This is a genomic window from Dyadobacter sp. CY343, assembly GCF_021390335.1.
GTDB lineage: Bacteria > Bacteroidota > Bacteroidia > Cytophagales > Spirosomataceae > Dyadobacter.
Map to the genome: position 1 here is coordinate 1,219,465 of NZ_JAJUXK010000004.1, position 23,393 is coordinate 1,242,857.

Annotated in this window: 16 protein-coding genes; 13 read left to right on the forward strand and 3 right to left on the reverse strand. The window is 46.1% G+C overall.

The features are described from left to right. Positions 1-154 precede the first annotated feature (154 nt). From LZG94_RS17235 to LZG94_RS17260, 6 genes are all read left to right on the forward strand, one after another. Complete coding sequence (locus tag LZG94_RS17235) at positions 155-2,632, forward strand: TonB-dependent receptor (RefSeq protein ID WP_233793031.1); 2,478 nt, start codon at positions 155-157, stop codon at positions 2,630-2,632. 27 nt (positions 2,633-2,659) lie between these two features. Further along, entirely contained in the window at positions 2,660-3,832 is a 1,173-nt protein-coding gene (locus LZG94_RS17240) for a PepSY domain-containing protein (protein WP_233793032.1), read from the forward strand. A 198-nt stretch (positions 3,833-4,030) separates the two neighbouring features. Beyond that, positions 4,031-4,429 (forward strand): hypothetical protein, encoded by a 399-nt coding sequence (locus LZG94_RS17245; protein ID WP_233793034.1) that lies wholly within the window; start codon positions 4,031-4,033, stop codon positions 4,427-4,429. Between the two features lie 11 nt (positions 4,430-4,440). After that, positions 4,441-4,788: a helix-turn-helix domain-containing protein gene (locus tag LZG94_RS17250; protein ID WP_233793035.1), complete on the forward strand. Its 348-nt coding sequence runs from the start codon at positions 4,441-4,443 to the stop codon at positions 4,786-4,788. Positions 4,789-4,841: 53 nt separating this feature from the next. Next, positions 4,842-5,054, forward strand: coding sequence for a hypothetical protein (locus tag LZG94_RS17255; RefSeq protein ID WP_149640470.1), 213 nt, complete (start codon positions 4,842-4,844; stop codon positions 5,052-5,054). 126 nt (positions 5,055-5,180) lie between these two features. Further along, a complete protein-coding gene (locus LZG94_RS17260) occupies positions 5,181-5,408 on the forward strand; it encodes a hypothetical protein (RefSeq protein WP_233793036.1) in 228 nt (75 codons plus the stop codon). Positions 5,409-5,535: 127 nt separating this feature from the next. Here the strand turns inward: LZG94_RS17260 and LZG94_RS17265 are convergent, their stop codons facing one another. From LZG94_RS17265 to LZG94_RS17275, 3 genes are all read right to left on the reverse strand, one after another. Further along, positions 5,536-6,531: a TlpA disulfide reductase family protein gene (locus LZG94_RS17265; RefSeq protein WP_233793037.1), complete on the reverse strand. Its 996-nt coding sequence runs from the start codon at positions 6,529-6,531 to the stop codon at positions 5,536-5,538. 296 nt (positions 6,532-6,827) lie between these two features. Further along, on the reverse strand, positions 6,828-8,261 hold the full coding sequence (locus LZG94_RS17270; protein ID WP_233793038.1) for a glycoside hydrolase family 125 protein: 1,434 nt from the start codon (positions 8,259-8,261) through the stop codon (positions 6,828-6,830). Between the two features lie 63 nt (positions 8,262-8,324). Next, on the reverse strand, positions 8,325-8,903 hold the full coding sequence (locus tag LZG94_RS17275; RefSeq protein WP_233793039.1) for a GNAT family N-acetyltransferase: 579 nt from the start codon (positions 8,901-8,903) through the stop codon (positions 8,325-8,327). A gap of 251 nt (positions 8,904-9,154) precedes the next feature. Here LZG94_RS17275 and LZG94_RS17280 point away from each other — a divergent pair, with 251 nt between their 5' ends. The 7 genes from LZG94_RS17280 (at position 9,155) to LZG94_RS17310 (ending at position 23,376) form a co-directional block, all read left to right on the forward strand. Beyond that, complete coding sequence (locus LZG94_RS17280; protein ID WP_233793040.1) at positions 9,155-10,279, forward strand: Gfo/Idh/MocA family protein; 1,125 nt, start codon at positions 9,155-9,157, stop codon at positions 10,277-10,279. A 168-nt stretch (positions 10,280-10,447) separates the two neighbouring features. Continuing rightward, positions 10,448-14,203, forward strand: coding sequence for a PVC-type heme-binding CxxCH protein (locus LZG94_RS17285; protein WP_233793135.1), 3,756 nt, complete (start codon positions 10,448-10,450; stop codon positions 14,201-14,203). Positions 14,204-14,298: 95 nt separating this feature from the next. Continuing rightward, on the forward strand, positions 14,299-15,177 hold the full coding sequence (locus tag LZG94_RS17290; RefSeq protein ID WP_233793041.1) for an AraC family transcriptional regulator: 879 nt from the start codon (positions 14,299-14,301) through the stop codon (positions 15,175-15,177). Between the two features lie 141 nt (positions 15,178-15,318). Then, positions 15,319-15,762, forward strand: coding sequence for a DUF6934 family protein (locus LZG94_RS17295; protein ID WP_233793042.1), 444 nt, complete (start codon positions 15,319-15,321; stop codon positions 15,760-15,762). 504 nt (positions 15,763-16,266) lie between these two features. Continuing rightward, on the forward strand, positions 16,267-18,567 hold the full coding sequence (locus tag LZG94_RS17300; RefSeq protein WP_233793043.1) for a S9 family peptidase: 2,301 nt from the start codon (positions 16,267-16,269) through the stop codon (positions 18,565-18,567). Positions 18,568-18,776: 209 nt separating this feature from the next. Then, positions 18,777-21,770, forward strand: a complete 2,994-nt coding sequence (locus LZG94_RS17305; protein ID WP_233793044.1) for a SusC/RagA family TonB-linked outer membrane protein — start codon at positions 18,777-18,779, stop codon at positions 21,768-21,770. 22 nt (positions 21,771-21,792) lie between these two features. Continuing rightward, positions 21,793-23,376 (forward strand): RagB/SusD family nutrient uptake outer membrane protein, encoded by a 1,584-nt coding sequence (locus tag LZG94_RS17310; RefSeq protein ID WP_233793045.1) that lies wholly within the window; start codon positions 21,793-21,795, stop codon positions 23,374-23,376. Positions 23,377-23,393 lie beyond the last annotated feature (17 nt).

The following is a 23,393-nucleotide window of genomic DNA, read 5'->3' on the forward strand; positions in this document are numbered from 1 at the left end:
TTGCAATATGTGTTTGATCAGAAAAATTAGAATTTATTAAACAAATTTCTCTGGCCAAACACATATTTAACCAAATCTGCTGTTTCATTATTTCGTATTAGTCTAAATAAGTATACTTTTATCCTCGATTTAAGTATCTCATTTAACCTCAACTATGCGAATACCTTCTTTACTATTCTTCATTATATTGACCGGCTTCGTCGCGAAAGCGCAGACTGGTACCATAAAAGGTCAGATCAAAACGGCCGCGGGCGTGCCTGCTGAGTACATTAATATCATTTTAAAAGGTACCGGCAAAGGCACTGTCACCACTTCTACCGGCGAATTCGAATTTAATGAGCTGCCTGCGGGCACATATCAGCTAGTTGGAACAGGAGTTGGCTACAAACGAATAGACCACACCGTTTCAGTAAAATCCGGCGAAACAATTAGTCTTGAACTGAATATTTCAGAAGCTGCTCAAGAACTTCAAACTGTTGAAATATTAGGTAACAAGGAGACTACTTACAAAAATGATCTCTCTTTTATCGGCAGTAAAACAGGTACTCCGATCAAGGAAGTGCCGCAGGCGATCAGCTACATTACCAAGGAAGTAATGCGGGATCAGGGCACTTTTCTAATGGGCGACGCGGTGAAGAATATGAGTGGGGTAAATCAGTTTACGTTTTATGACGACCTTACAATCAGGGGTTTCCGGATGAATGGAGGAAGTACTACCCAGCTCGTAAATGGACTGAGAACTTTTTCAGGTTTTTGGAAACAACCTCCCGTGAACTACCTGGAAAGAGTGGAAGTAATCAAAGGTGCAGCTTCGGCTCTGTACGGGAATACCTCTCCCGGCGGCACCATCAATAGGGTGACTAAAAAGCCACTTGATACACCGCAGAAGTCACTTTCATTTACCACCGGTAGCTTTAATACGTTAAGAATGCTGGCGGATTTTACGGGTCCGATGAATGAGAAAAAGACTTTGCTTTATAGGCTCAATGTCGGTTATAACAATGCACAGAACTTTCGGAACCTGCAATTTGACAAAAATATCATCGTAGCTCCGTCGGTTTCTTTCCTGCCTACTGAGAAGACGCGGATTAATTTCGATATGGTGTACAACCGGTCTAACAGCCGGCTGGATCGCGGACAGTCGGTGAAGGGAAATGACCTGTATTCGAGCTCGATTAAAACTTCGCTCAATGCGGTCAATGATTATCTGAATGAGGAAACTTACCTGATCACAACTTCTCTGAACCACCAGTTTACCCAAAATACTTCCTTTAACGTTGCCTACCTGCGTACAGGCTACACGGAAGATCTGCTCGAACACCGGAGCAGTAATGTGAATGCGGTGGATTCAGCTGGTAATGCAATCGAAAATCTGGTTGCGCGCCAGGTATTTGTACGTAAGACGAAGTCGTTTATGGACAATGTTTCGCTGTTTTTTAACCATAACTTCTATACCGGAATCGCTGAGCACAAGCTGGTTGCGGGTTACGATTACATCCAATCTTCTACCCCAAAAGGGTCAGGACAGCAGACTGCAAATGGATATTTGCTGAAAGCGGGTGGCGCGGCGGCTTACAATGCAAAACAGCCAGAGCGGTTTGTCTTTTATAACTATACTGAGAATGGGGTTACCCGCAGCATTCCGAAGCCCAACATTTCACACTATGATCTGACACTCCAAAACAACAATCTGGAAGATCCTACCAAGTACACTTATAATGTGGTCACTAATGCATCTACCACGCCGGTAATGTACCAGCTGCACGGTTTGTATTTGCAGGAACAATTGAAGATCAACAGGTTGCAGATTCTGCTGGGACTGCGCTACGATACTTACATTGACAAGAAGAACTATACCAAAAACGACGAAACCAATGTAACCCAGCACGCACTTTTGCCGCGCATCGGGGCTGTGTATACGTTGACCAACAATGTGAACATTTACGGTACTTATACCAAAGGTTATAACCCGCAGGATGCGGTGGTACAAAGTGATCCGCTTTCCGGCGGACCTTTTGACCCGATCCGTAGCAGTCTGGCCGAAGCCGGTTTGAAAACCGAGTGGCTCGATGGTCGCTTGACTGCGAATGCATCCTTTTACCAGATCGTGCAAACCAATACGCTTTATTCGGCGAATGCCGCTGAAAACCCAAACCTTCAAACGCAGATTGGCGAGGAAAAGGCAAAAGGAGTTGAATTTGACGTGACGGGGAATATTTTGCCAAACTGGAATATCATCGTTGCTTACAGTTACAATGATGCCAAGATTACCGACGCTGGTTCGCGGGCGGCTGATCAGGCAGTGGTGAATTTGCAAAAACCGAATGCGCCTAAAAATCAGGGCAGTATCTGGACGAAATATACTTTTGTAAATGCCGGTCTCAATGGACTGGGGCTTGGCTTGGGCAGCAACTATGTGGGCGAGCGTAATTTGTCGATCAACAATGCGCAGACTGTACCTGCTTACACGCTTTTGAATGCTGCGATTTATTACAAAATCGACAAATTTCAGTTCCAGGTTAATCTCAACAATGTAACCAACAAAACGTATTGGGTGGGCGGCTACGATTACCTCCGGTTGTTCCCGGGCTCGCCACGTAATTTCCTGGCGACTATTGCATATACCTTTTAATGTAAGCTACTTATCTGAACCAAAAGCGTGAAAAAAGCTTTCAAGAAAATTGCGTCGCAACTGCATTTATGGCTGGGGATTATCTCCGGCCTTGTGGTTTTTGTAGTGGCTCTGACAGGCTGCATTCTCGTTTTTGAGGATGAGCTGGAACCGGTTCTTTACCCCGACTTTCATGTGGTAAAGGCGAATGCAGGCGAGAGAAGGTTACCTCTGGATCATCTAAAAAGCATTATCGCCTACAAATTCCCGAAGAACAAAATCCAGCGCATCACCATCGAGCCGGATCATGAGCGGACAATTATTTTCAATCTCAAAACGAAGGAAAAAGAAGGATTATCGGCTGCAATCGATCCTTTTACCGGTCGGATAACAGCTGTTCGAGACGAACACGAAGCGTTTTTTGGTGTAGTACTCCGGCTGCACCGGTACCTTTGTCTGGAAGATACCGGCAAAGTGATCACAGGCATTTCCTGCGTCATGTTTCTAGTGATTATGATTACCGGACTCGTACTTTGGTGGCCAAACAGAAAGAACCAGAAGCAGCGTTTTCGCATTAAATGGGACGCGAAGTTCAAGCGGCTGAACTGGGACCTGCACGCAGTTTTTGGCTTTTACGTACTCCCCTTCATTTTCCTGATTGCAGCGACGGGGCTGGTTTGGAGTTACAAATGGGTGAACAATCTAATCTACCTCGCATTCGACGGAAAGCCGCAGGTAATTCGCGAAGCGCCCGCCAATATCTCGCTGAATGGAGCAGAAAACGATTATTTGCTTGAAAAGATATTAGCCGAAACCAACAGTCAGTTACCCAACCCGGGCCGAATTCTTTTTACAATGCCTAAGACAGACAGCTTGTCTATCACAGTTTCAAAAGTCGACGACAACGCCGCTGTAAGTAACATTGTAAGCTTTCTTTATTTCGATAAAAATAATGGAAACCTCGTTTCAAAGCGACTCTACGAAAACGAATCCCGCGGCATGAAAGCACGCAGGCTGGTTTACCCGATCCACACTGGCAACATCTGGGGTTTACCCACTAAGATCATCGCATTTGTAGTTGCGCTTATTGCCGCGAGCCTGCCTGTTACAGGGGTGATTATCTGGCTTGGGAAGAAGGTGAAGGGGAAGAAGAAGGTGCGCGGAATGAAGGTGGCGGAGGAGAATGAAGATGGGTTGGTGAGGCGGCGGGTGGTGGTATGAGTTAGAAAAATATGGAATCAGGTTCCATATTTTTCCGGTTTTTGTTTGCGAATATCCAGCGTGATACCGTTTATTCTGTAAAAACCACCCTTGAATAATTGCTTCCAAGGATGCAGAGTACGGCTGAGCTAATCCATTAACCTTTACTGGAATAAATGTCCGGACTGTTCGGATATTATTAAGTTATAACTTAACTTTATGTCCAGGTTTAGTATAAAACGATCGGCAGCAGTTGGTAGTACACGAATTGCTCTTTACAAACTTGGTATTGATAATCAATACCAGATCGAAGAATTCGAAAAGCTGATTTTGCAAGAAGGGACATTCGGAAAGGATATTGGTAAGATTTATTCGATCATCAATGCCGCCTGCAACCTTTCAACATTACCTAAAACTCTGTATCGCGTATTGAATTTGCCAAATATGCCACATCGGATTTATGAAGCGAAAAGCGCTGGTTTGAGATATTATCTGATTAAAATTGAAAAGACTGGAAAGGTGATAATTCTAGCTGGTAAAAAAAGCAATCAGAAGACGGACTTAAAATACCTGGCGCGACTTGCTCAGGAGATTCACTTATACGGTTTCAACCAGTAAATACTAATTCTATGGTTACGAGAAAAGATTTGCTTAACAGCCCTTCCTACTGGCTTACCAACATACAGATAGAGGTATTCAATCTGCTGAATACTTATATGGAGGAAAATAATCTCACACAAAGGCAAGTAGCTGAAAAACTGAAAGTGTCGCCATCCTATATCTCGCAGATTCTAAATGGGAATTTCAATTTCACAATTTCTAAGCTTGTCGAGCTGGCTTTATTGGTTGGAAAGGCGCCGGTTATTCAGTTTGAGTCAGTTGAGGATATAATGCGAGCCGAAGAAGATACTCAGCCAAAGGCGCAAAGGTCCAAGGCAAGGAGCGTTTCTGGTGCGTCGAAGCGCATAGTTAGATAATTTTTTAGCTTTAAGATTATGTGGGATTTACCCACCAATTACTATATTTGTTCATGCAAACATTTTCCTCTGTTGAGGAGACGTTTGAGTGGTGGCTTAAAAACATCTATCCGACGCTTCCAGCAGAAACAAAGGAAGGTAAATACCGAAATGCATGGCGCGACTTCACATTTAAAAAAGGAATTTCGCAAAAACGCATGAAAGAGGTATTATCCGACTTTGGAGACATTAATGAGAAGACTATTATCACCTATAAGTTGAAATAAAAAAATTTACCTAACAGGTGTGGATATTTCCCACCAAGCCAACTGCAAAAAATAGCCCGGAGAAAGCTGCATACTAAACCTCCGGGCTAAGTTCAAACAAGTCACAATTAAACCTAAAACAAAGCTATGAACACACTGCCAGAATCAAAATCCCAAGAAGCTACCGGTACAAAAACTGATTTTAACGGTCAGAAAAATGCATTGTTGAGACAACATCAGATCGTCAAAGAATTTTTTCAAACAGACAGTGGCAGCGAAATGATCGAATCATTGAACACAATGGTAGAGAGTTTTCTATTCAGCGAAAACCTTGTGCGGGTTACCCCTGAAATGCGGGTACATATTGTGAATTAATTGCGGGTTACTACGCCGATTGCTAAATTGGAAAGAGCAACTTTTAAGTCAAAAAGCTTCATTGCCTGAGCCGATAAACAAAACGAGGATCGATTTTAGTTTCGATCCTCGTTTTGTTTACACTTTTCTAGTTTAGTAGTTTATCCAAATTTTCAATGAAGTTCGGAGAAGATGGACGGGCTGCATCAGCATCTACAACCTTCCCTTCCGGATCAATGATAATAAATCTTGGGATAGAGGTGACTGCATAGTCCTTTATGAACTGAGATTGCCAAGCCTGATCGGCCAGTACTTGCACACCTGTTAGGTTCTTGTCGGCTATGAATTTCTTCCATTTATCCTTATTCTTCTGATAATCAACAGAGAGACTCAAAAACACGATCTGCTTCTCTTTATATCTTTCTTCTGCCTTCTTCAAATGTGGAATCTCCGCAATGCAAGGCGCACACCAAGTCGCCCAAATGTCGATAAAGACGAACTTACCTTTAAAATCTTCCAGCTTTGTTACGCCACCATCTACATTTTCATAAGAGAACAGAGGAGATTGAGAATTTTTCAGTCGCTTAATTGCTACTTTCTTTGCGAAACTAGCTTTGGCTCCTTGGGCATTACGCATTAGCATTTCCTTCTCGGCTTTCACAAAATCAGGATCAAATCCGCCGTTTGTCAGTTCCTGCATTTGTTCACCTTCTTTGGTTTTCAAAAGAGCCGCAAACCCCGATTCATCTTCCAACATTTCAGTTTTTTCATCGAACTGCTCGTCTAATAAAAGATGTTTTGCCAGATAGTTGTTCTCCTTTCCGCCAATGCCTTCATAGTGAAGCGTTTCATCGAACTTCTTTGCATCAACATTCATTTGAAAATCACGTCCATTTTTCAGAAAAACGGTAGTCATTTCAACATTGTCAGATAAGGCGTAGAGTCCCTCCTGCACGTTAAGCGTATCTGAAAAGCTTCCATTTTTGTCGACAAGGATTGTCTTGAGAACTTTGACATTTGAGAAAATCATCAAAGTATCGCTATTCCGATTTTCAATCTTGCCTGAAATACGAACATAATCTTTCTGAGCAAAGCAGAAGCTTGGAGCAAAAAGAAAAAGAGTTATTATATTCCTGATAGTCATTTGAACAAAAGTTTGGTGATTATCCCAAGCTTCAAACGATCAATCAGAAAACAAGAAAGGAATTAGCGGAAGGTTGTTATAAACCATTTGCAGGTGAGCTTGTCACACTGAGCGCAGTCGAAGTGTAGGCATTATGCAAATGCCTCCCGCTTGTCACACTGAGCGCAGTCGAAGTGCAGGCACAACGCATCGTGCACGTGCCTTCGACCGCCCGGCGGCCCGGTGCGCTCAGGCTGACAAAATGGTAAGTATTTGACTATCAAAAAATTTGTCACGCTGAGCGCAGCCGAAGAGCCTCAATAAACCTTCCCCAACAAATGCGGCCGCTCCTTTTCCAACTTCAAAATCAACTCCCCAAACAACGTATTAACCCAGGCAAACCACTTCCGCGTAAACTTCGCAGCGTCGTCTTTGTCGAAAGATTCGTGCATGAAGCCGGTGTTATTATGCGTGGTTTTCAGCAGTTTTAACTGGGCTTCGATTTCTTTTTCGTCGGTGGAAGTAATCGCGCGGGCGATGATGCCCATGGGCCAGATCTGGTTCACCAAAGTATGCGGACTGCCTAGCCCCTCCCCCGCTTTCCCTTTGAAGAAATAGGGATTGGAATCGCTCAGAACGAACTTTCTGGTATTAATATAAACAGGATCTTTCACCGACATTGCGCCCAGGTAAGGCATACTGATCAACCCAGGGATACCGGCGTCGTCCATTAATAAGTAGTTACCAAATCCGTCAACTTCGAATGCGTAGATCTTGCCGAATTCCGGGTGCGGGTATATTGCGAACTTCTTCAATGCAGTCTCCACTTCGGTTGCCAATGCTTTGAAATCAGCGGCCAGCTTTGCATTTGAGCCGCCCAGTTTTTCCAGAATTTCCGCGATTTCACGGAAAGAAACGACGGCGAAGAAATTGGAAGGAACAAAAAACGGATACATAGCCGCGTCGTCGGAAGGCCGGAAAGTACTTGCGATCAATCCATTGGGCTTGATCGGATTTCCATAACCATTACCCGGAACGGTATCCGTTGACCAGGCCGTTGTCCGGCCAAATTTGTAAGGCCCCGGCCCGTCTTTACGTTGCTGCTCTTTGCAGGTTTTAAGGATCAGGCCGGCCGCTTTTATCCAATCCGCGTCAAACGGCGTGGTGTCTCCTGTTACTTTCCAGTAATTATAAGCCAGGCGGATCGTGTAGCAAAGCGAATCGAGCTCCCACTTGCGTTCGTGGAGCATCGGCTTCATTTCGGTATGGTCTTTCGTCCATTCACTTTCTTTCGGACGATCGTAAAATGCATTCGCGTAAGGATCGATGATAATGCATTTGGTCTGCCGGTTGATCAGTCCGGCTACCATATCTTTCAGTTTATTATCCTCTTTCAAAAGAGCCAGATAAGGCCAAACCTGCGCCGTGCTGTCACGCAGCCACATCGCGTCGATATCGCCCGTGATCACGAATGTGTCCGGCTTGCCGTTTTCTGTTTTAAAATGTACCGTCGTGTCGATCGTGTTCGGAAAACAGTTTTCAAAAAGCCACGCGAGCTCGGGGTCTTTGATCACTTTTTTCATGCGTGTGATCGTAGCTTCCACGGCCGGACTGGTAAAACTGCGTTTATCAGCCGCTATCCTGACCACCGGAAAATCTGCGACTGCATTCTTGGCAAAAGACCATTTCGGGATATAAGCGCCGGCGACAGCCAAAGCACCTGCTTTTATAAAGGTTCTCCTTTGCAACATTGGGTATGGATATAGGTTGGAGTTTTTAAAATATTTTAAAGAAGCAATTTAGGTAAAAAACTGTCACTTAGAAGCTACTTCCAGAACCATGTGATGGTATTGGTGTCCCAGGAAATTTTTTTCTCCGACAATTTTAAAACCTAGATTTTCATACAATCGCTTTGCTGCCGGATTTACCTGATCGACAATCAACCCCACTCTTTGATATCCCAGCGAAGCCGCTTTTTCACAAAAAGCTTTGATCAGCTTTTTACCAATACCTTTTCCCTGGTGCGCCGGATGCACATTCACGCAATCAATGTAATATTCGCCTGGTCCGGTTTCGTCAGAGGGATTGAAATCTGGTTGCGTTTCACGGATCAGGTCGAGGACAGGTTTTCTGAGTTGGTGTAAAAGCGCGCCATCGTAGCCGGTAACTGCCCCGATAACTCCATTTTCATCTTCGAAAACGAGCGTATTTTCGTAGCTATATTGGTTCTGGTTGGTTTCAAAAAAGTGCCGGAAGAATGGAATTGCGTCAGAATGGTTTTCTGATCTGGCAAATATTCCTGCAATGTGGCCCATTGCAAGTATCAGTAGCGGGGCCACTGCATTGGCATCTTCGGGTACAGCCGCCCTGATTTTAGTATTTAACTCCATCATATCCTCATTCATTTTACACCAATTTTTGCTCTAATATTTTATTTCAACCGAATAGTAGTCAAAATACAGTCAGTACTAATCAAAAGACGTAAAGTTTTTAGCATTATTTTACTTTAAAATTGTATTGTCGAACATCCCTTCATTTTATTGTAAATCACACACTTACCCGCTTCCATTTGAGAGGCAATGCGTAACTGATCTTTATTTTGAATACCGATAAAACTGAACAATTAACCAATTTCTCATTTAGTATGTCTCAGAAAATTAATGTTGCAATCGTCGGGCTGGGCTTTGGAGCCGAATTTATCCCTATTTATCAGCAACATCCCAATGCAAATATGTACGCGATTTGTCAACGTACAGAATCTAAATTAAATGCAGTTGGTGACCAATATGGAATCGATGTCCGCTACACAAGCTACGACGACCTGCTCGCCGACCCGAATGTAGACGCGGTACACATTAACTCACCGATCCCGAACCACGCAGAGCAGACTTTGAAAGCACTTCGTGCCGGAAAACACGTTGCATGTACCGTTCCGATGGCAACAAGCGTGGAAGATTGCATCGAGATCGTGAAAGCGACGAAAGAGTCTGGCAAGAAGTATATGATGATGGAAACGGTGGTTTACGCACGTGAATTTCTGTTTGTGAAAGAATTATATGAGAAAGGCGAGCTTGGTAAAGTTCAATTCCTGAAAGCAAGTCACCAGCAGGATATGGAAGGCTGGCCTGACTACTGGCCAGGGCTGCCTCCGATGCATTACGCAACACACTGCGTGGGCCCGGTTGCGGGTTTGTTGAAACTGGAAGCTGAGTACGTTTCGTGCTTCGGTTCCGGAACGATCAGTGAAGATTTGGCGAAGATCCACAACTCACCTTTTGCAGTTGAATCGGCGCATATTAAATTTAAGGACAGCGATTTATCAGCTTATGTATATCGTTCGTTGTTTGACGTGGCGCGCCAGTATCGCGAGAGTTTTGAGGTTTACGGAAGCAAAAAATCATTCGAATGGCCGCTGATCGAAGGCGAAGATCCCGTGATCCACACTGCGAAAAAGCCGGAACACGAAATTGCCGAGAAAGTGCCGACCCCGGATTATGCACATTACCTGCCAGAGGAAATCCAGCATTTCACAGGCAAGGGAGTTTATAACCTGGATGAAAACGCGCATTTGTCTTTTGTACAAGGCGGCGGCCACGGTGGCTCACACCCGCATTTGGCGCACGAATTCATCAGCGCATTGATCGAAGACCGCGATCCTTTCCCGAATGCATGGCAATCGGCCAACTGGACGAGCGTGGGAATTTTAGCCCACGAATCAGCATTGCAAGGCGGCGCGTTGATTCAGTTGCCGGATTTTAAAAGTGTATAAAAATAGCGTCGTGCATTGCCCTTCGACACGGAGCTTGTCAGCCTGAGCGCAGTCGAAGGCATCGTGCACAATGCCTTCGACTGCGCTCAGGCTGACAAAAAGTTGCAGCGCACAGAAACAATAGCATCCTTTAAAAAGGAAAAAGAAAATTTAGACAACAATAACCAAATGAAAACCAAAGCGTTATCCTTTTTCCTTGGTATAGTCCTGCTGGGCTGTGCCTCTCAGCCTTCTTCGCAGAACGCGTCGGTTAAAAGTGCGTCTTCCAAAGGCGAGGCTTCCAAGGCGCGGCGTCTGGAAATCTTGTTCCTGGGCGACAACGGGCACCACAAGCCTGCCGAACGCGTGCCGCAGATCATGGCGGCATTGGGACCGAAAGGTTTCAACTTCACTTATACGGACAATCTGAACGACCTGAATGCCGAGACGCTCAACAAATATGACGCGCTCATGCTGTATGCGAACCACGATTCGATCGCGCCGCAGCAGGCAAAAGCGTTGCTGGATTATGTAGCGAGTGGAAAAGGATTTATCCCTATTCACTGCGCTTCCTACTGTTTCCGCAACAATCCGGAAGTTGTAAAGCTGATCGGCGGACAGTTCTGGCGCCACACTTTTGACACCATTCAGCCGGTTTGGACAAATCCTGAGCACCCTGCGATTGCAGGTGTGAAGCCTTTTAAAACGATTGATGAAACTTATCTGCACAACCAGTTGCAGCCTGACAACATCGTTTTGACAGAACGTACCATTCAAAAAGATCAGGAAAAAGACAAGCCTGGCGTTCAGAAAGAACCTTATACCTGGGTGAGAACGCACGGGAAAGGCCGGATTTTTTACACGGCTTACGGTCACGACGAGCGTACTTGGGCAGTTCCTGGTTTTCAGGATTTGATTGAAAAAGGGATTCTGTGGGCGGTAAATGATGATGCAAGAAAAGCATTGGCTGCATTGGCACCAAAACCTTTTGAATACCGCGAAGCCAAGTTGCCAAACTATGAGCAGCGCCCTGGTCCGCAAATGCAGCAGCTGCCACTTTCGCCGGAAGAATCGGTGAAGCACATTCAGATTCCTGTTGACTTTACATTGGACGTTTTTGCGCACGAACCTGACGTAATGCACCCGATCGCGATGACGTGGGACGAGCGTGGCAGGTTGTTTGTTTTGATCACCAAAGATTATCCTAACGAAAGAAAAGATACCGGCGGGAGTGACTATATCCTGATTTGCGAGGATACGAACAAAGACGGTAAAGCAGACAAATTCACGAAGTTTTCCGATGATCTGAGTATCCCGACCGGACTTGCATTCGCAAACGGTGGTCTGGTAGTTTCGCAGGCTCCGCACATGTTGTTTTTGCAGGATACCGATGGCGATGACAAAGCGGACGTGAAGAAAATCCTTTTCTCAGGTTTTGGAACAGGAGATACCCACGCGGGACCTTCCAACCTGCATTACGGTTTTGATAACTGGGTTTACGGTTCAGTTGGTTATTCAGGATTTAAAGGCAAAGTAGGACAAAGCGATTCACTGAATTTCGGACAAGCACTTTTCCGGTTCAAACCCGATGGTTCTGACATGGAAATCGTGACCAAAACTTCTAACAATACCTGGGGATTGGGTTTCAATGAGAGCGGCGACCTGTTTGGTTCAACTGCGAACAATTCCCACGGCTGGTACTCAGCAATCCCGAACCGTTATTTCGGTGAAAGTAAAGTAGACAATGGTGGCCGAAGCACGGATACGCATAAAGACATGCAGCCGATCACACCGAAAGTGCGTCAGGTAGATGTATTTGGCGGATTCACAGCTGCTGCGGGACATAATTTTTACACAGCCCGCGCTTATCCGAAACAGTATTGGAACAAAGTTGCATTCGTTTCCGAACCTACGGGACACATTTTGCACCAGAATTTCATGGCTAAAAAAGGTACCGATTTTGAAGATCAATTGGGCTTCAATTTGCTGGCTGGCGCGGATGAATGGGTATCTCCGGTTTTTGCAGAAGTTGGGCCCGACGGAGCTGTTTGGGTAGCCGATTGGTACAGCTACATTATCCAGCATAACCCAACTCCGAAAGGATCAGAAAACGGTAAAGGAAATGCTTACGAGACTGATTTGCGCGATTTTACCCACGGTCGTTTGTATAGAATTGCATGGAAAAATGCGCCGAAATATACGCCGATCTCCCTAAGCAAATCCCGTCCTGACGAACTGGTTGCTACTTTAAAAAACACCAATATGCTCTGGCGCCGACACGCGCAACGTTTGCTGGTTGAACGCAATAACAAAGATGTTGTGGGCAAATTGGTGGAGCTGGTTAAAGACAAATCAGTGGACGAAATTGGCTTAAATACAGCTGCTATCCACGCATTGTGGACTTTGCACGGGTTGAACGCAATTGAAGATCCGCAGGTTTTGGCGGCGGTGAATGAAGCATTGAAACACCCTGCTGCGGATGTGCGCAAAACGGCTGCCCAGGTTCTGCCTTCGACGCCTGCTACTGCCCAAACTTTACTAGCGGCAGACGCTTTGCATGATAAAGATGCATTGGTTGCCATGAATTCATTGCTTCGTTTTGCAGATATTCCTTTGACACCAGAAGTGGAAACTGCGGTATTGACATTGCTTGATACTTACGCACAAGCCGACGATCGCTGGATGCCAGATGCATTTGCGGCAGTACTGAACTCACACGACGGTGCATTGCGTAAAAAATACCTGGCACAACGCGCAGGAAAAGCTGGCTCTGCAACTGCCACTGCTCAAAAGGCAGAAGCTGCCAAGCCGATGGATCATTCAACAATGAACCACGATAACCACGGCGCAAGCAAAGTTACGATACAAGGTTCGGCTGAACTGGCGATCACAAATATCACAATCGAACCAGGCAAGCCTTATGTTCGTGAATATGCGCGGGTAGTGATTGAAATTACAAACCAAGGCAGCGTGGCAGTTCCTAAAGAGTTGGTACCGGTTGTGAATGTAGGTGTAAGAAGCCGCTCACTCAATAGTAACTACGTGAGCCGCCAGCTGACAAATGGCATAGCTCCGGGTGAAACTGTGAAACTGACCGAAGGAAATAATGGTCCTTGGCGCTCGGGTTTTGGATTTACTTCTGACGAAGCTGGCAAGGTAACGATCACAGCTACTGTCGACGTGGACAATGTGGTTCTGGAAAAAGACGAGAACAAGAACAATACCATGAGCAAAAGCTTCGAGGTACGTAGACTGGACCGTTTGTCGGACTTTGCATTGGAACGCGCGACGCGTGGTTATACTTCTTATGCGAGTGGAAATGAAGTTTTGGATTTGTTGAAAACAGCCCAAACACTGGATCCACAAGGTCGCAATGCGGTTTTCAAAGGGGTACTAGGCTCCTGGAACCCGAAACGCAAAGAGACTGCAAATGACGAGAGCAAGAAAATGTTGGCTTCTCTGAAATCTGAGGTTACGGACGATCTGAGCAGCAAACTGACTCCGTTCCTGGAATCTTATGGAATCAAGGAAGAAACCACGACCGACCCGAATGTACAGATTGTACAGATCAAGGCGATCCGCGAGGAGATGAAATTTACATTGACTGAGTTCAAAGCAGTTGCCGGTAAAACAGTGGAGCTGGTATTTGAAAACCCGGATGCAATGCAGCATAATGTGGTAATTGGAAAGCCAAAATCATTGGAAATCATCGGAACCGCGGCTGATAAAATGATCACGGCAAAGGATGGTGCAGAGAAAAACTATGTACCGAATATCCCGCAGGTACTTGCGGCAACTCCGCTTGTTAACCCGGGACAGACTTACCGTCTGAAATTCCAGGTTCCAAACGAAGTAGGCGACTATCCATTCGTTTGTACATTCCCGGGCCACTGGCGGTTAATGAAGGGAGTCATGAAAGTTGTTAAAGACGAAAAAAGTCTCTGATAGCAATTGATTACAAGTCAAAAAATCCGTCATGCTAATATCAAGCTGACGGATTTTTTGATTAAAAGACTTAAAGAATCGCATTCTCAGCCACCATGAAAGTCGTCCAATTCACCATACCGGTCCCGAAAGAAAGTACCATTGTGGTGCAGGATAACATTTTACCGCATTATTACAACCACCTCCACCGCCACCGTGAAGTGCAGATCGAGTGGGTCGTGGAAGGATCGGGGATTTTGATTGCGGGCAATTATATGCAGCGTTTTGAGTCGGGGGAAGTGTATATTATTGGTGCCAATCAATCCCACATTTTCAAGAGCGACGAATCGTACTTCAATGCCGCTGAGCCGAAACAGGTGCATTCCGTTTCGATCTTTTTCGACCCGATCCACCTTTCACAAAATATATTAAGTCTGCCCGAAATGACAGGGATACGCAAGTTTGTCAGTGGCTTGCACAATGGATTTCAGCTTCGGGAAAGTGATAATGAGATGATCAAAGCCACGATTAAGGAAGTAATGCAGCACAAGGAAAGTCAGCGCGTGGCTGCATTCATTTCGCTTTTACACCATTTCTCGACCACCAAAGAATTAAAACCGCTGGCCACGAGCAACAGCGAGCACCGGATTTCGGAAGTAGAGGGGATCAGAATGGACAAAATATTCCAGTATCTCGTAGGTCACTACAAAAGCCACATTTCCCTGGCCGAAATTTCAGAAATCGCTAACCTTACTCCGCAGGCTTTTTGCCGTTATTTCAAAAAACACACCGACAAAACTTTCGTCAGCTTCCTCAACGAAGTCCGCATCAACGAAGCCTGCAAAATCATCGTTTCCGGCAAGTTTGACGGGTTTTCGGATGTGAGCTATCAGACTGGATTTGACAATGTGACTAATTTTAATAGGGTTTTTAAGAAGACAATCGGGTTATCACCGAGAGAGTATCAACGGGAGTTCTTGGAGCGGTTGGGGTAAATCATTTATCTGCCGGTAACCACATTTATCCAGCAACAAAACCACCATCACTTCTCTCCCGAAACGAAGACTAACTTTGCAAAATACTTTCTGACGTCAGCAAACGCTGGCGTTTTTCTTTTGCACAATTTCGCATCAATAATGCTCGATAATGTATATCCCGTCACGATCTTCGACAATTTTTTGACTTATGAATTCAGAAGTATTGGACCAAATGGGGCAATCCGAAAAATTGTTCGTTATCAGGAATATTCAAGAGGTGGCTACTATAACCTGGGATTTGGAGATGCTGACCCGGTCACAGGCAGCGAGAGTGATTTGAATGTTACAAATAATGGCGACAGCGAGAAAGTCCTTCGCACAGTTACTTCAACACTCTACACATTTACAGACAACTATCCTGACGCTTTTGTACTTGCGTCCGGAAGTACGAGGGCGAGAACGCGCCTCTATCGTATCGGCATTAGCAACAATCTTGAAGCTATCGAGAAAGATTTTAACCTCTGGGGCTACCTTAACGACGACTGGCAAAAATTCGTCAGGGGCACAGACTATGACCTTTTTCTAGTTAAAAGAAAATCGTAAATTTGATTATCATGAAAATAAAAGCACATAGCAAAGAGAAGGCACTTCCAAAGGGTTGGACATTAGATCCTTCATTGGATGGCAAGTATGCGCATCTTGACCTGTTCAGAGAAAAGTTTGACAGGGATAATGAGTTTATTCGGCGGGTAGGTCTTCCGGATTTTATGAGGAGTAAGTGAACTTAGCTGATCTTATAAAACGAGCAAGCCGCATATATGCAGCTTGCTCTTCTTATTTTACTTCCCTTTAATTTTCCACATCCCGTAAAGCACCAAATAAAATCCTCCAAATTGCTCCGAATACCAAAGCTCGAGCTGATTTAAGTTAATATCGGTAAAAAAGCCGCTAATTTCTACCAAGTTTATCTTCGGGGTTAGGTCTAATTTTACATATAGACAATTAGAGTATTTCGAGTTTTGAGATTTTTCAATCCTGATCCTGCCCCACTTTGGCAGACAGATCTCCTATTGTCTACACTTTCCTGAACTTTACAAAATGCTGTTAATGCGAGCCTTTACAATAGATATAAGAAGGATCAGAATGTGGGGGGCACTGTCGTTGCTGTCGCATATTACACTTGCCCAACTACCTGCCTATCAACCTTCCAAAGAGGAAATTTCGAATGCTTACAAGCGCATGGAATTGATGGATTCTGTCACAAAAGGCACTGTGCTCAAAGCCAGCATCCAGGCCGGGTGGCAGGCGGACGGCAAATCATTCTGGTACAAAAATATCCTTCAAGACAGTCTGACAGAATACATATTTATCGATCCGGTAAAGGGTAAAAAAGCAAAGGCATTTGACAATGAAAAAGTAGCCAAAGCACTGTCGCAAGTAGCAGATTCGACGTTTTCAGCCCCTAGATTAATGTTGCAGGGCTTACGGTTTGACAGTGCGAAAAGTACGATTTACATGCAAACCGACAGCAAATGGTATGCTTACAATACCAAAGACAATACCGCCAGAAAGATTGAAAAGCCCGCTATTGAAGAACCAAAAGGAACAGGCTGGACAAGGCAAGCGAGCCGGTGGCGGCCGTTTCGGGCGGATAGTATTTCTCCCGATAAAAAGCAGAAAGCGTTTGTCAGGAACGGCAACATTTACCTGGGTTCTCCTGTCGGAAAAGACGCAAAACAGCTGACGCACGAAGGCAACCCGCTTCGCCCTTTCGGCGAGTTGAGCTGGTCGCCGGATGGACAGTATATCGTTTGCTATCGCATTGATAAACAGGAAGAAAGAGAGGTAAGCTACATTCTTTCCTCGCTTCCGAATACAACACGCGGCGAAGTAAAAACGAGGGGTTATGCACAGCCGGGCGATGAATTTACGAGCTACGAAATGTTTTTGGTCAACGTAAAAACCAAGGAGCTGGTAAAAGTTAAGTCTGAAAAAATAGACTTCTTCAATGCGCCGGTGATTCGGTGGCGCGAAGGTGATCCGCAGTATTTTACATACGAAAAAGTAGACCGCGGCCACCAGCGTTTCCGGGTGATCGAGGTCAATGCCGGGAACGGTGATACGAAAAATATCATTGACGAAAAGACCACCACTTTCATTTACCAAAACCTTATTTACACGCATTACCTGCCCAGGCAGCACGAAATTATCTGGTCTTCGGAAAAAGATGGCTGGCGACATTTGTACCTCGTGGATGAAAAGTCAGGCAAGATCAAAAATCAGATTACGAAAGGCGACTGGGTGGTGCGGGATATTGATAGTATCGACACACAAAAGCGCGAGGTTTGGTTCAGGGCCAATGGAATGAACCGCGATGAAGATCCGTACCACATTCATTATTACCGGATTAAGTTTGATGGAACAGGTTTGGTAAAATTGACTGATCACGCGAAAGCGAACCATTTACTCGCATTTTCACCCGACCGCAGCTACTATATTGATACCTATTCCACGATGACCAGCCCGCCGGTAATGGAGCTACGCAAGACTGCTGACGCGTCGCTGATCATGCAATTGGAAGAGGCTGATATTTCAAAATACTTATCGCTGGGTTTCAAACTACCTGAGATTTTTACGGCAAAAGGGCGCGACGGGATAACGGATATCTGGGGCATCGTGTACCGCCCAAGCCAGTTTGACCCGAACAAAAAGTACCCTATTATCGAGAATATCTACGCCGGTCCGCAGGATTCGTTTGTTCCCAAAGCATTCAGGCACTACGGTGAAATGCAGAGTATGGCCGAGCTGGGTTTTATCGTAGTTCAAATGGATGGAATGGGCACTGCGAACCGTTCGAAAGCATTTCACGATGTGTGCTGGAAAAATCTGGCCGATGCTGGTTTTCCCGATCGCATTGCGTGGATGAAGTCGCTGGCGGCTAAGTATCCCTACATCGACTCTACCAAAGTGGGCGTTTACGGCACCTCCGCCGGCGGGCAAAACTCACTGGGCGCACTCCTATTTCATCCCGGGTTTTACGACGCAGCAGTTTCCGCCTGCGGCTGCCATGACAATCGCGTGGACAAACAGTGGTGGAACGAACAGTGGATGGGCTATCCGGTAGGCAAGCATTACGACGAACAATCGAACGTGACCAATGCTGCTAAATTACAGGGAGATCTGCTCCTGATCGTCGGAGAGGCGGATACCAACGTCCCGCCGGAATCGACCTACCGGGTTGCGGACGCATTGATCAAAGCAAACAAGGATTTTGAATTGCTGACAATTCCAGGAATGGGCCACAGCGACGGTGGAAATTACGGAAGACGTAAGAAACGCGATTTTTTTGTCAAGAAGTTGCTTGAAGTGGAGCCACCGAGACGGAATAGGCTGGCGGTAACGCAGTAGCGACTTGTCCCCTTCGGCTGCGCTCAGGGTGACAAGTCGCCTGCACTCAGGGTGACAGGTCGCCTGCACTTAATGATTGACGTATATAATACTTCGTTCAAATTCTTTCCTTTGATTATTATTGATTCTGCACCGTGCGTATGTCAAAACCATAGCCTATGAAAAAGAAGATCTTCCCTAAAATTCTACCACCAACTAACTCAGAAAACATGAATAGACTACTATCTAATTTAATCCAGGAAATACCGCGCCGGCTGCTTTTAGGTCTCGCACTGGTATGCCTATTATCCGGTCAGCTGCTCGCTGCCGAGCGCGAGATTTCGGGCACGATCGTATCCACCGAGGATAAAAACCCGCTGCCGGGTGTGACGATTATCGTAAAAGGAAATAATTCAATAGGAACTGCGACGGATACTGAAGGAAAATTCAAACTGACCGTACCCGATGAAGCGACTTTGATTTTGAGTTATATCGGCTATATCAGTCAGGAAGTGGTGGTAGGCAGCATGAGCGCGCTGACCATTGAAATGGCGCCCGACCAGAAACAGCTTTCCGAAGTGGTAGTAATCGGTTACGGAACTCAGAAAAAAGGTGATGTGACGAGTTCGGTTGCGAGTATTAAAAGGGAGGATTTTATCAAAGGAACAGTTCGAGACGCGGCGCAGCTGGTGCAGGGAAAAGTAGCGGGTTTGCGTATTACCACGCCCAGCGGCTCGCCTTCTTCCAACACACAGATCAATTTGAGGGGTATTAACTCGATCAATGGAAACTCTGACCCGCTCGTTTTGATCGACGGTATTCCGGGGGGATTGAATACGGTTGCGCCTGAAGATATTGAGTCTGTGGACGTTTTGAAAGATGGATCGGCAGCTGCGATTTACGGAACGCGCGCTACCGGCGGGGTAATTTTGATCACGACACGAAAAAACCGGGGCACCTCGCGGGCGACTGTGGAGTATTCCAATTATGTAAATATTCAGACGATCGCGCGCAGACCCGAACTGTTTACCGGCGACGATTACCGCAGAAAAATCAGTGAAGGCATTGACTACACCGATTACGGAGGAAACACAGACTGGCTCGACGAGATTATGCAAAAGCCTGTCAGCCACAACCATAACCTGACATTTTTTGGCGGAAACAGTACCACCAACTTTACAGGATCTGTGAATTACCGAAACTGGGAAGGAATCTTTTTGAGATCGGGACAAAACAGGTTTACAGGCCGCGCCGACCTGAACCACGCGATGTTTGACAATAAACTGAAAACAAACATTCAGATTATCAACCGCATTACCAGCACGAACGGCGCGGTAAGTCCTGTCGACAATGATGCAGCTTACGGGTACATTTACCGCCAGGCAATAATCCGTAACCCGACAGATCGCGTGAGAACGGAAACAGGCGCGTGGCAGGAGCGTGATGGTTATTTCTATGAAAACCCCGTTTCCCTCATTAACGAGTCAAACTACGATGCCAAGTTTAAGGAAATGCGAATGAGCGGAAGTCTGGACTATGCGCCTATCGAGGACCTGAACTTTAAATTATTGGTTTCCAATGTGCAAAACAGCAACCTGGAAGGGGGCTCGACGACATTCAACCATACTGCAACGCGATTGAGCAACCAGAATAGTACAGCATATCGCAGCACTTACGCAAACAATGAAAACCTGCTGGAATTCACTGGTAATTATGCCAAATCTTTCGGCAAACACCGTTTTACATTGCTTGGCGGATACAGCTGGCAGGATGCAACTTACGAATCTTTCAGCGCGAGCAACTGGGATTTCCCAACCGACGCTTACGACTGGAACAACCTCGGCGCGGGCGGTGCTTTGCAAAAAGGCCAGGCTGCAATGGGAAGTACTAAAAACAAATGGCAGCTGGCTGGCTTCTTTGGCCGGTTAACTTACAGTTTGGATGAAAAATACCTGTTTATGGCGAGTGTGCGCCGCGAGGGTTCTTCGCGGTTTGGGATCAATAACCAATGGGGTACATTCCCAGCGGCTTCTGTGGGCTGGCGGATCAGCAAGGAACGGTTTATGGAAGGTCTGACGGGCGTTTCCGAGATCAAGCTACGCGCCGGTGTGGGTGTCACGGGTACGATCGCGAACTCGCCTTATCTGTCCCAGATCAGCTATAATTTCAGCCGCGACCAAGGTGCATTCATTGGTGGAAAATGGGTGCCAGGCTTTGTTCCCGCGCGTAACTTCAACCCAAACCTGCGTTGGGAGAAGAAGGAGGAGGTGAATGCAGGGGTTGATTTTGGTTTTGTAAAAAATCGCATCAGCGGCTCTATTGATGTGTATAGCAGAAAAGTGAAAGACCTGCTTTACGATTTCCCTGTGCCTGTACCACCGTACCTGACCGGCTCGATGTTTATCAATGCAGGTACCATGAAGAATGAAGGTCTTGAAGTCCTTCTGAACCTGGTTCCGATACAGACAGCCAACTTGCAGTGGAACTCAGGATTTACATATTCTACCAACCGAAACAAGCTGGTAAGTCTTTCAAACGACCAATTCCAGGCTTCCAATGACTTTTTCGATGCAGGATACACGGGCGAGCCGATCCAGATCAGTACGCACCGAGTTAAAGTCGGCGAACCTATCGGACGGTTTTTTGTGTGGAAAAGTGTAGGTGTAGACGAAAAAGGCGGCTGGCTGGTAGAGAACAAAGATGGCGAGGTCATTCCGGTTGCCGAGGCTAAACCCGAAGACCGCCAATACTATGGAAATGGTATTCCAAAGCACAATGTAGGCTGGAACAATTCGGTGCGGTTCAAGAGCTTCGACCTTGCATTGAATATGCGCGGCGCATTCGGATATGATGTTCTGAATTTTCAAAGTATGTTTTATAACAACCCGAAAAACAAGGCATATAATATGCTGAATACCGCTTACGATCCGATCGACGGAAAAGTGCTGAACAACGACCTTGTATACGTTTCGCACTACATTGAAAACGGGAATTACTGGAAAATCGACAATGTGACATTGGGTTATACGCTGCCTCAGAACCTGATAAAAGGTATGAAAAATGCGCGCGTTTTTGTTTCGGGACTTAATCTGGCCACTATTACGGGTTACACCGGCGTGGATCCGGAAGGCATGACGATGACCGGCTTTTTCCCCGGAAGCGATCAACGCGACAAATATCCTACAACCCGCACATTCACTGCCGGACTTAGTGTAACATTCTGATCCACAACAAACTTTTTACAAGATGAAAAACAGGAACGCCAAATATATATTACTGACATCGGTACTGAGTGCAGCGACCCTGTACTCCTGCACTGATCTTAAAGAACAGGTTTATTCTGAGGTACTTGCGAGCAGCTACCAGCCTACTGAGAAGGATCTGCCAGCGATCGTAGCCCCCGTTTACTCTTCGTTAAGAAGCCTGATGGCCGGCTGGCAAGGCTATTTTGATTTGCAGGAAGAAGCGGCCGATGCCATTATCACGCCCTCCCGCCCAAATGGCTGGGATGATGCAGGTACCTATAAACGAATGCATTACCACACCTGGACCTCGTTGCAGGACCAGCCGGCCAATACCTGGTTCAGCTCTTTCAGCAGCATTACTACCGCGAACAGGGTTATTTCTCAGATAGAAAGCGGCGAGATACCGATTACTGCCGGAAAGGAAAATACGATTGCCGAATTGAAAGCAGTGCGCGCGCTGGCATATTACCTGCTGATGGATAACCACGGAAACGTGCCCATTGTCACTGATTTCAAAGATATCAGTCTGCCGAAGCAGAGCACGCGGAAGGAAGTTTATGACTTCATTATCAAAGAATTGAATGATGCAATCCCGAGCCTGAGCGAGAATGCGGCTACTACTTATGGTCAGCTTAACAGGTGGGGCGCGAAGGCTTTGCTTGCCAAAATTTATCTTAATGCGGAAATATACACCGGCACGCCGCAATGGGCGCAGGCGATCACGCAGGCAGATGAGGTGATCAAAAGCGGCAAATATGTGCTGGATGCCAATTATTCGGACATTTTCACCTGGACCAATTTCAATTCCAAAGAGATCATTTTTGCTATTCCTTACGATGAGATTTACGGCGTAGGAAACATAATCCACATGAAAACGCTCGACCCGCTGAGCCGCACGGTTTATCCGATGAATGCCGGTCCGTGGGGCGGAAACTGCGCCGTGCCACAATTTATCGACACTTATGACGCTGACGACAGCCGCCTGGCAGATACCTGGATCATGGGTCCGCAGAAAAACGCGACTACCGGAGCCGTGGTGATCACTTACGGCAAAGCGGTTCCGACCATGGAAAAAACGGCTTCTTCGGACGGTTATCGCATTGGGAAATACAAAATCAAACCAAATGTGACCGGCAGTATGGACAACGATTTCCCATTTCTGCGCTATGCTGATGTGCTGATGATCAAAGCGGAGGCTCTTTTACGGACTGGAAAAGCCGAAGAAGCTGCGGCGATAGTGACGGAAGTACGTAAACGCGCATTCAAAAATAACCCGGCCAAAGCGACGGTTACCGGCGCGGATCTGGCAAAGGGTAGCAAATATAACTATGGTTACCAGGCTGTTGACGGAAGCATTATCGAGCGCCAGGGCGGCGAAGATGTGAAATTCGGCCGCTTTTTTGATGAGCTTGGATGGGAGTTTGCCGCGGAGGCGCACCGTCGCCAGGATATGATCCGGTTTGGTGTTTTTGGTACAAAAAAATGGTTTAACCACCGTCCGCAGGCTACACAACGCGCTTTGTTCCCGATACCGCAAAGCGAGTTGGACAAAAATACCAACCTGAAACAAAATCCGGGTTACTGATAATACATTCTGATTAG

Excerpts from the sequence above, each read along its gene's own strand:
- LZG94_RS17235 (WP_233793031.1), top strand. The coding sequence starts at position 155 with ATGCGAATACCTTCTTTACTATTCTTCATTATATTGACCGGCTTCGTC.
- LZG94_RS17245 (WP_233793034.1), top strand. The coding sequence starts at position 4,031 with ATGTCCAGGTTTAGTATAAAACGATCGGCAGCAGTTGGTAGTACACGA.
- LZG94_RS17250 (WP_233793035.1), top strand. The coding sequence starts at position 4,441 with ATGGTTACGAGAAAAGATTTGCTTAACAGCCCTTCCTACTGGCTTACC.
- LZG94_RS17255 (WP_149640470.1), top strand. The coding sequence starts at position 4,842 with ATGCAAACATTTTCCTCTGTTGAGGAGACGTTTGAGTGGTGGCTTAAA.
- LZG94_RS17260 (WP_233793036.1), top strand. The coding sequence starts at position 5,181 with ATGAACACACTGCCAGAATCAAAATCCCAAGAAGCTACCGGTACAAAA.
- LZG94_RS17265 (WP_233793037.1), bottom strand. The coding sequence starts at position 6,531 with ATGACTATCAGGAATATAATAACTCTTTTTCTTTTTGCTCCAAGCTTC.
- LZG94_RS17270 (WP_233793038.1), bottom strand. The coding sequence starts at position 8,261 with ATGTTGCAAAGGAGAACCTTTATAAAAGCAGGTGCTTTGGCTGTCGCC.
- LZG94_RS17275 (WP_233793039.1), bottom strand. The coding sequence starts at position 8,903 with ATGATGGAGTTAAATACTAAAATCAGGGCGGCTGTACCCGAAGATGCC.
- LZG94_RS17280 (WP_233793040.1), top strand. The coding sequence starts at position 9,155 with ATGTCTCAGAAAATTAATGTTGCAATCGTCGGGCTGGGCTTTGGAGCC.
- LZG94_RS17285 (WP_233793135.1), top strand. The coding sequence starts at position 10,448 with ATGAAAACCAAAGCGTTATCCTTTTTCCTTGGTATAGTCCTGCTGGGC.
- LZG94_RS17290 (WP_233793041.1), top strand. The coding sequence starts at position 14,299 with ATGAAAGTCGTCCAATTCACCATACCGGTCCCGAAAGAAAGTACCATT.
- LZG94_RS17295 (WP_233793042.1), top strand. The coding sequence starts at position 15,319 with ATGCTCGATAATGTATATCCCGTCACGATCTTCGACAATTTTTTGACT.
- LZG94_RS17300 (WP_233793043.1), top strand. The coding sequence starts at position 16,267 with ATGCGAGCCTTTACAATAGATATAAGAAGGATCAGAATGTGGGGGGCA.
- LZG94_RS17305 (WP_233793044.1), top strand. The coding sequence starts at position 18,777 with ATGAATAGACTACTATCTAATTTAATCCAGGAAATACCGCGCCGGCTG.
- LZG94_RS17310 (WP_233793045.1), top strand. The coding sequence starts at position 21,793 with ATGAAAAACAGGAACGCCAAATATATATTACTGACATCGGTACTGAGT.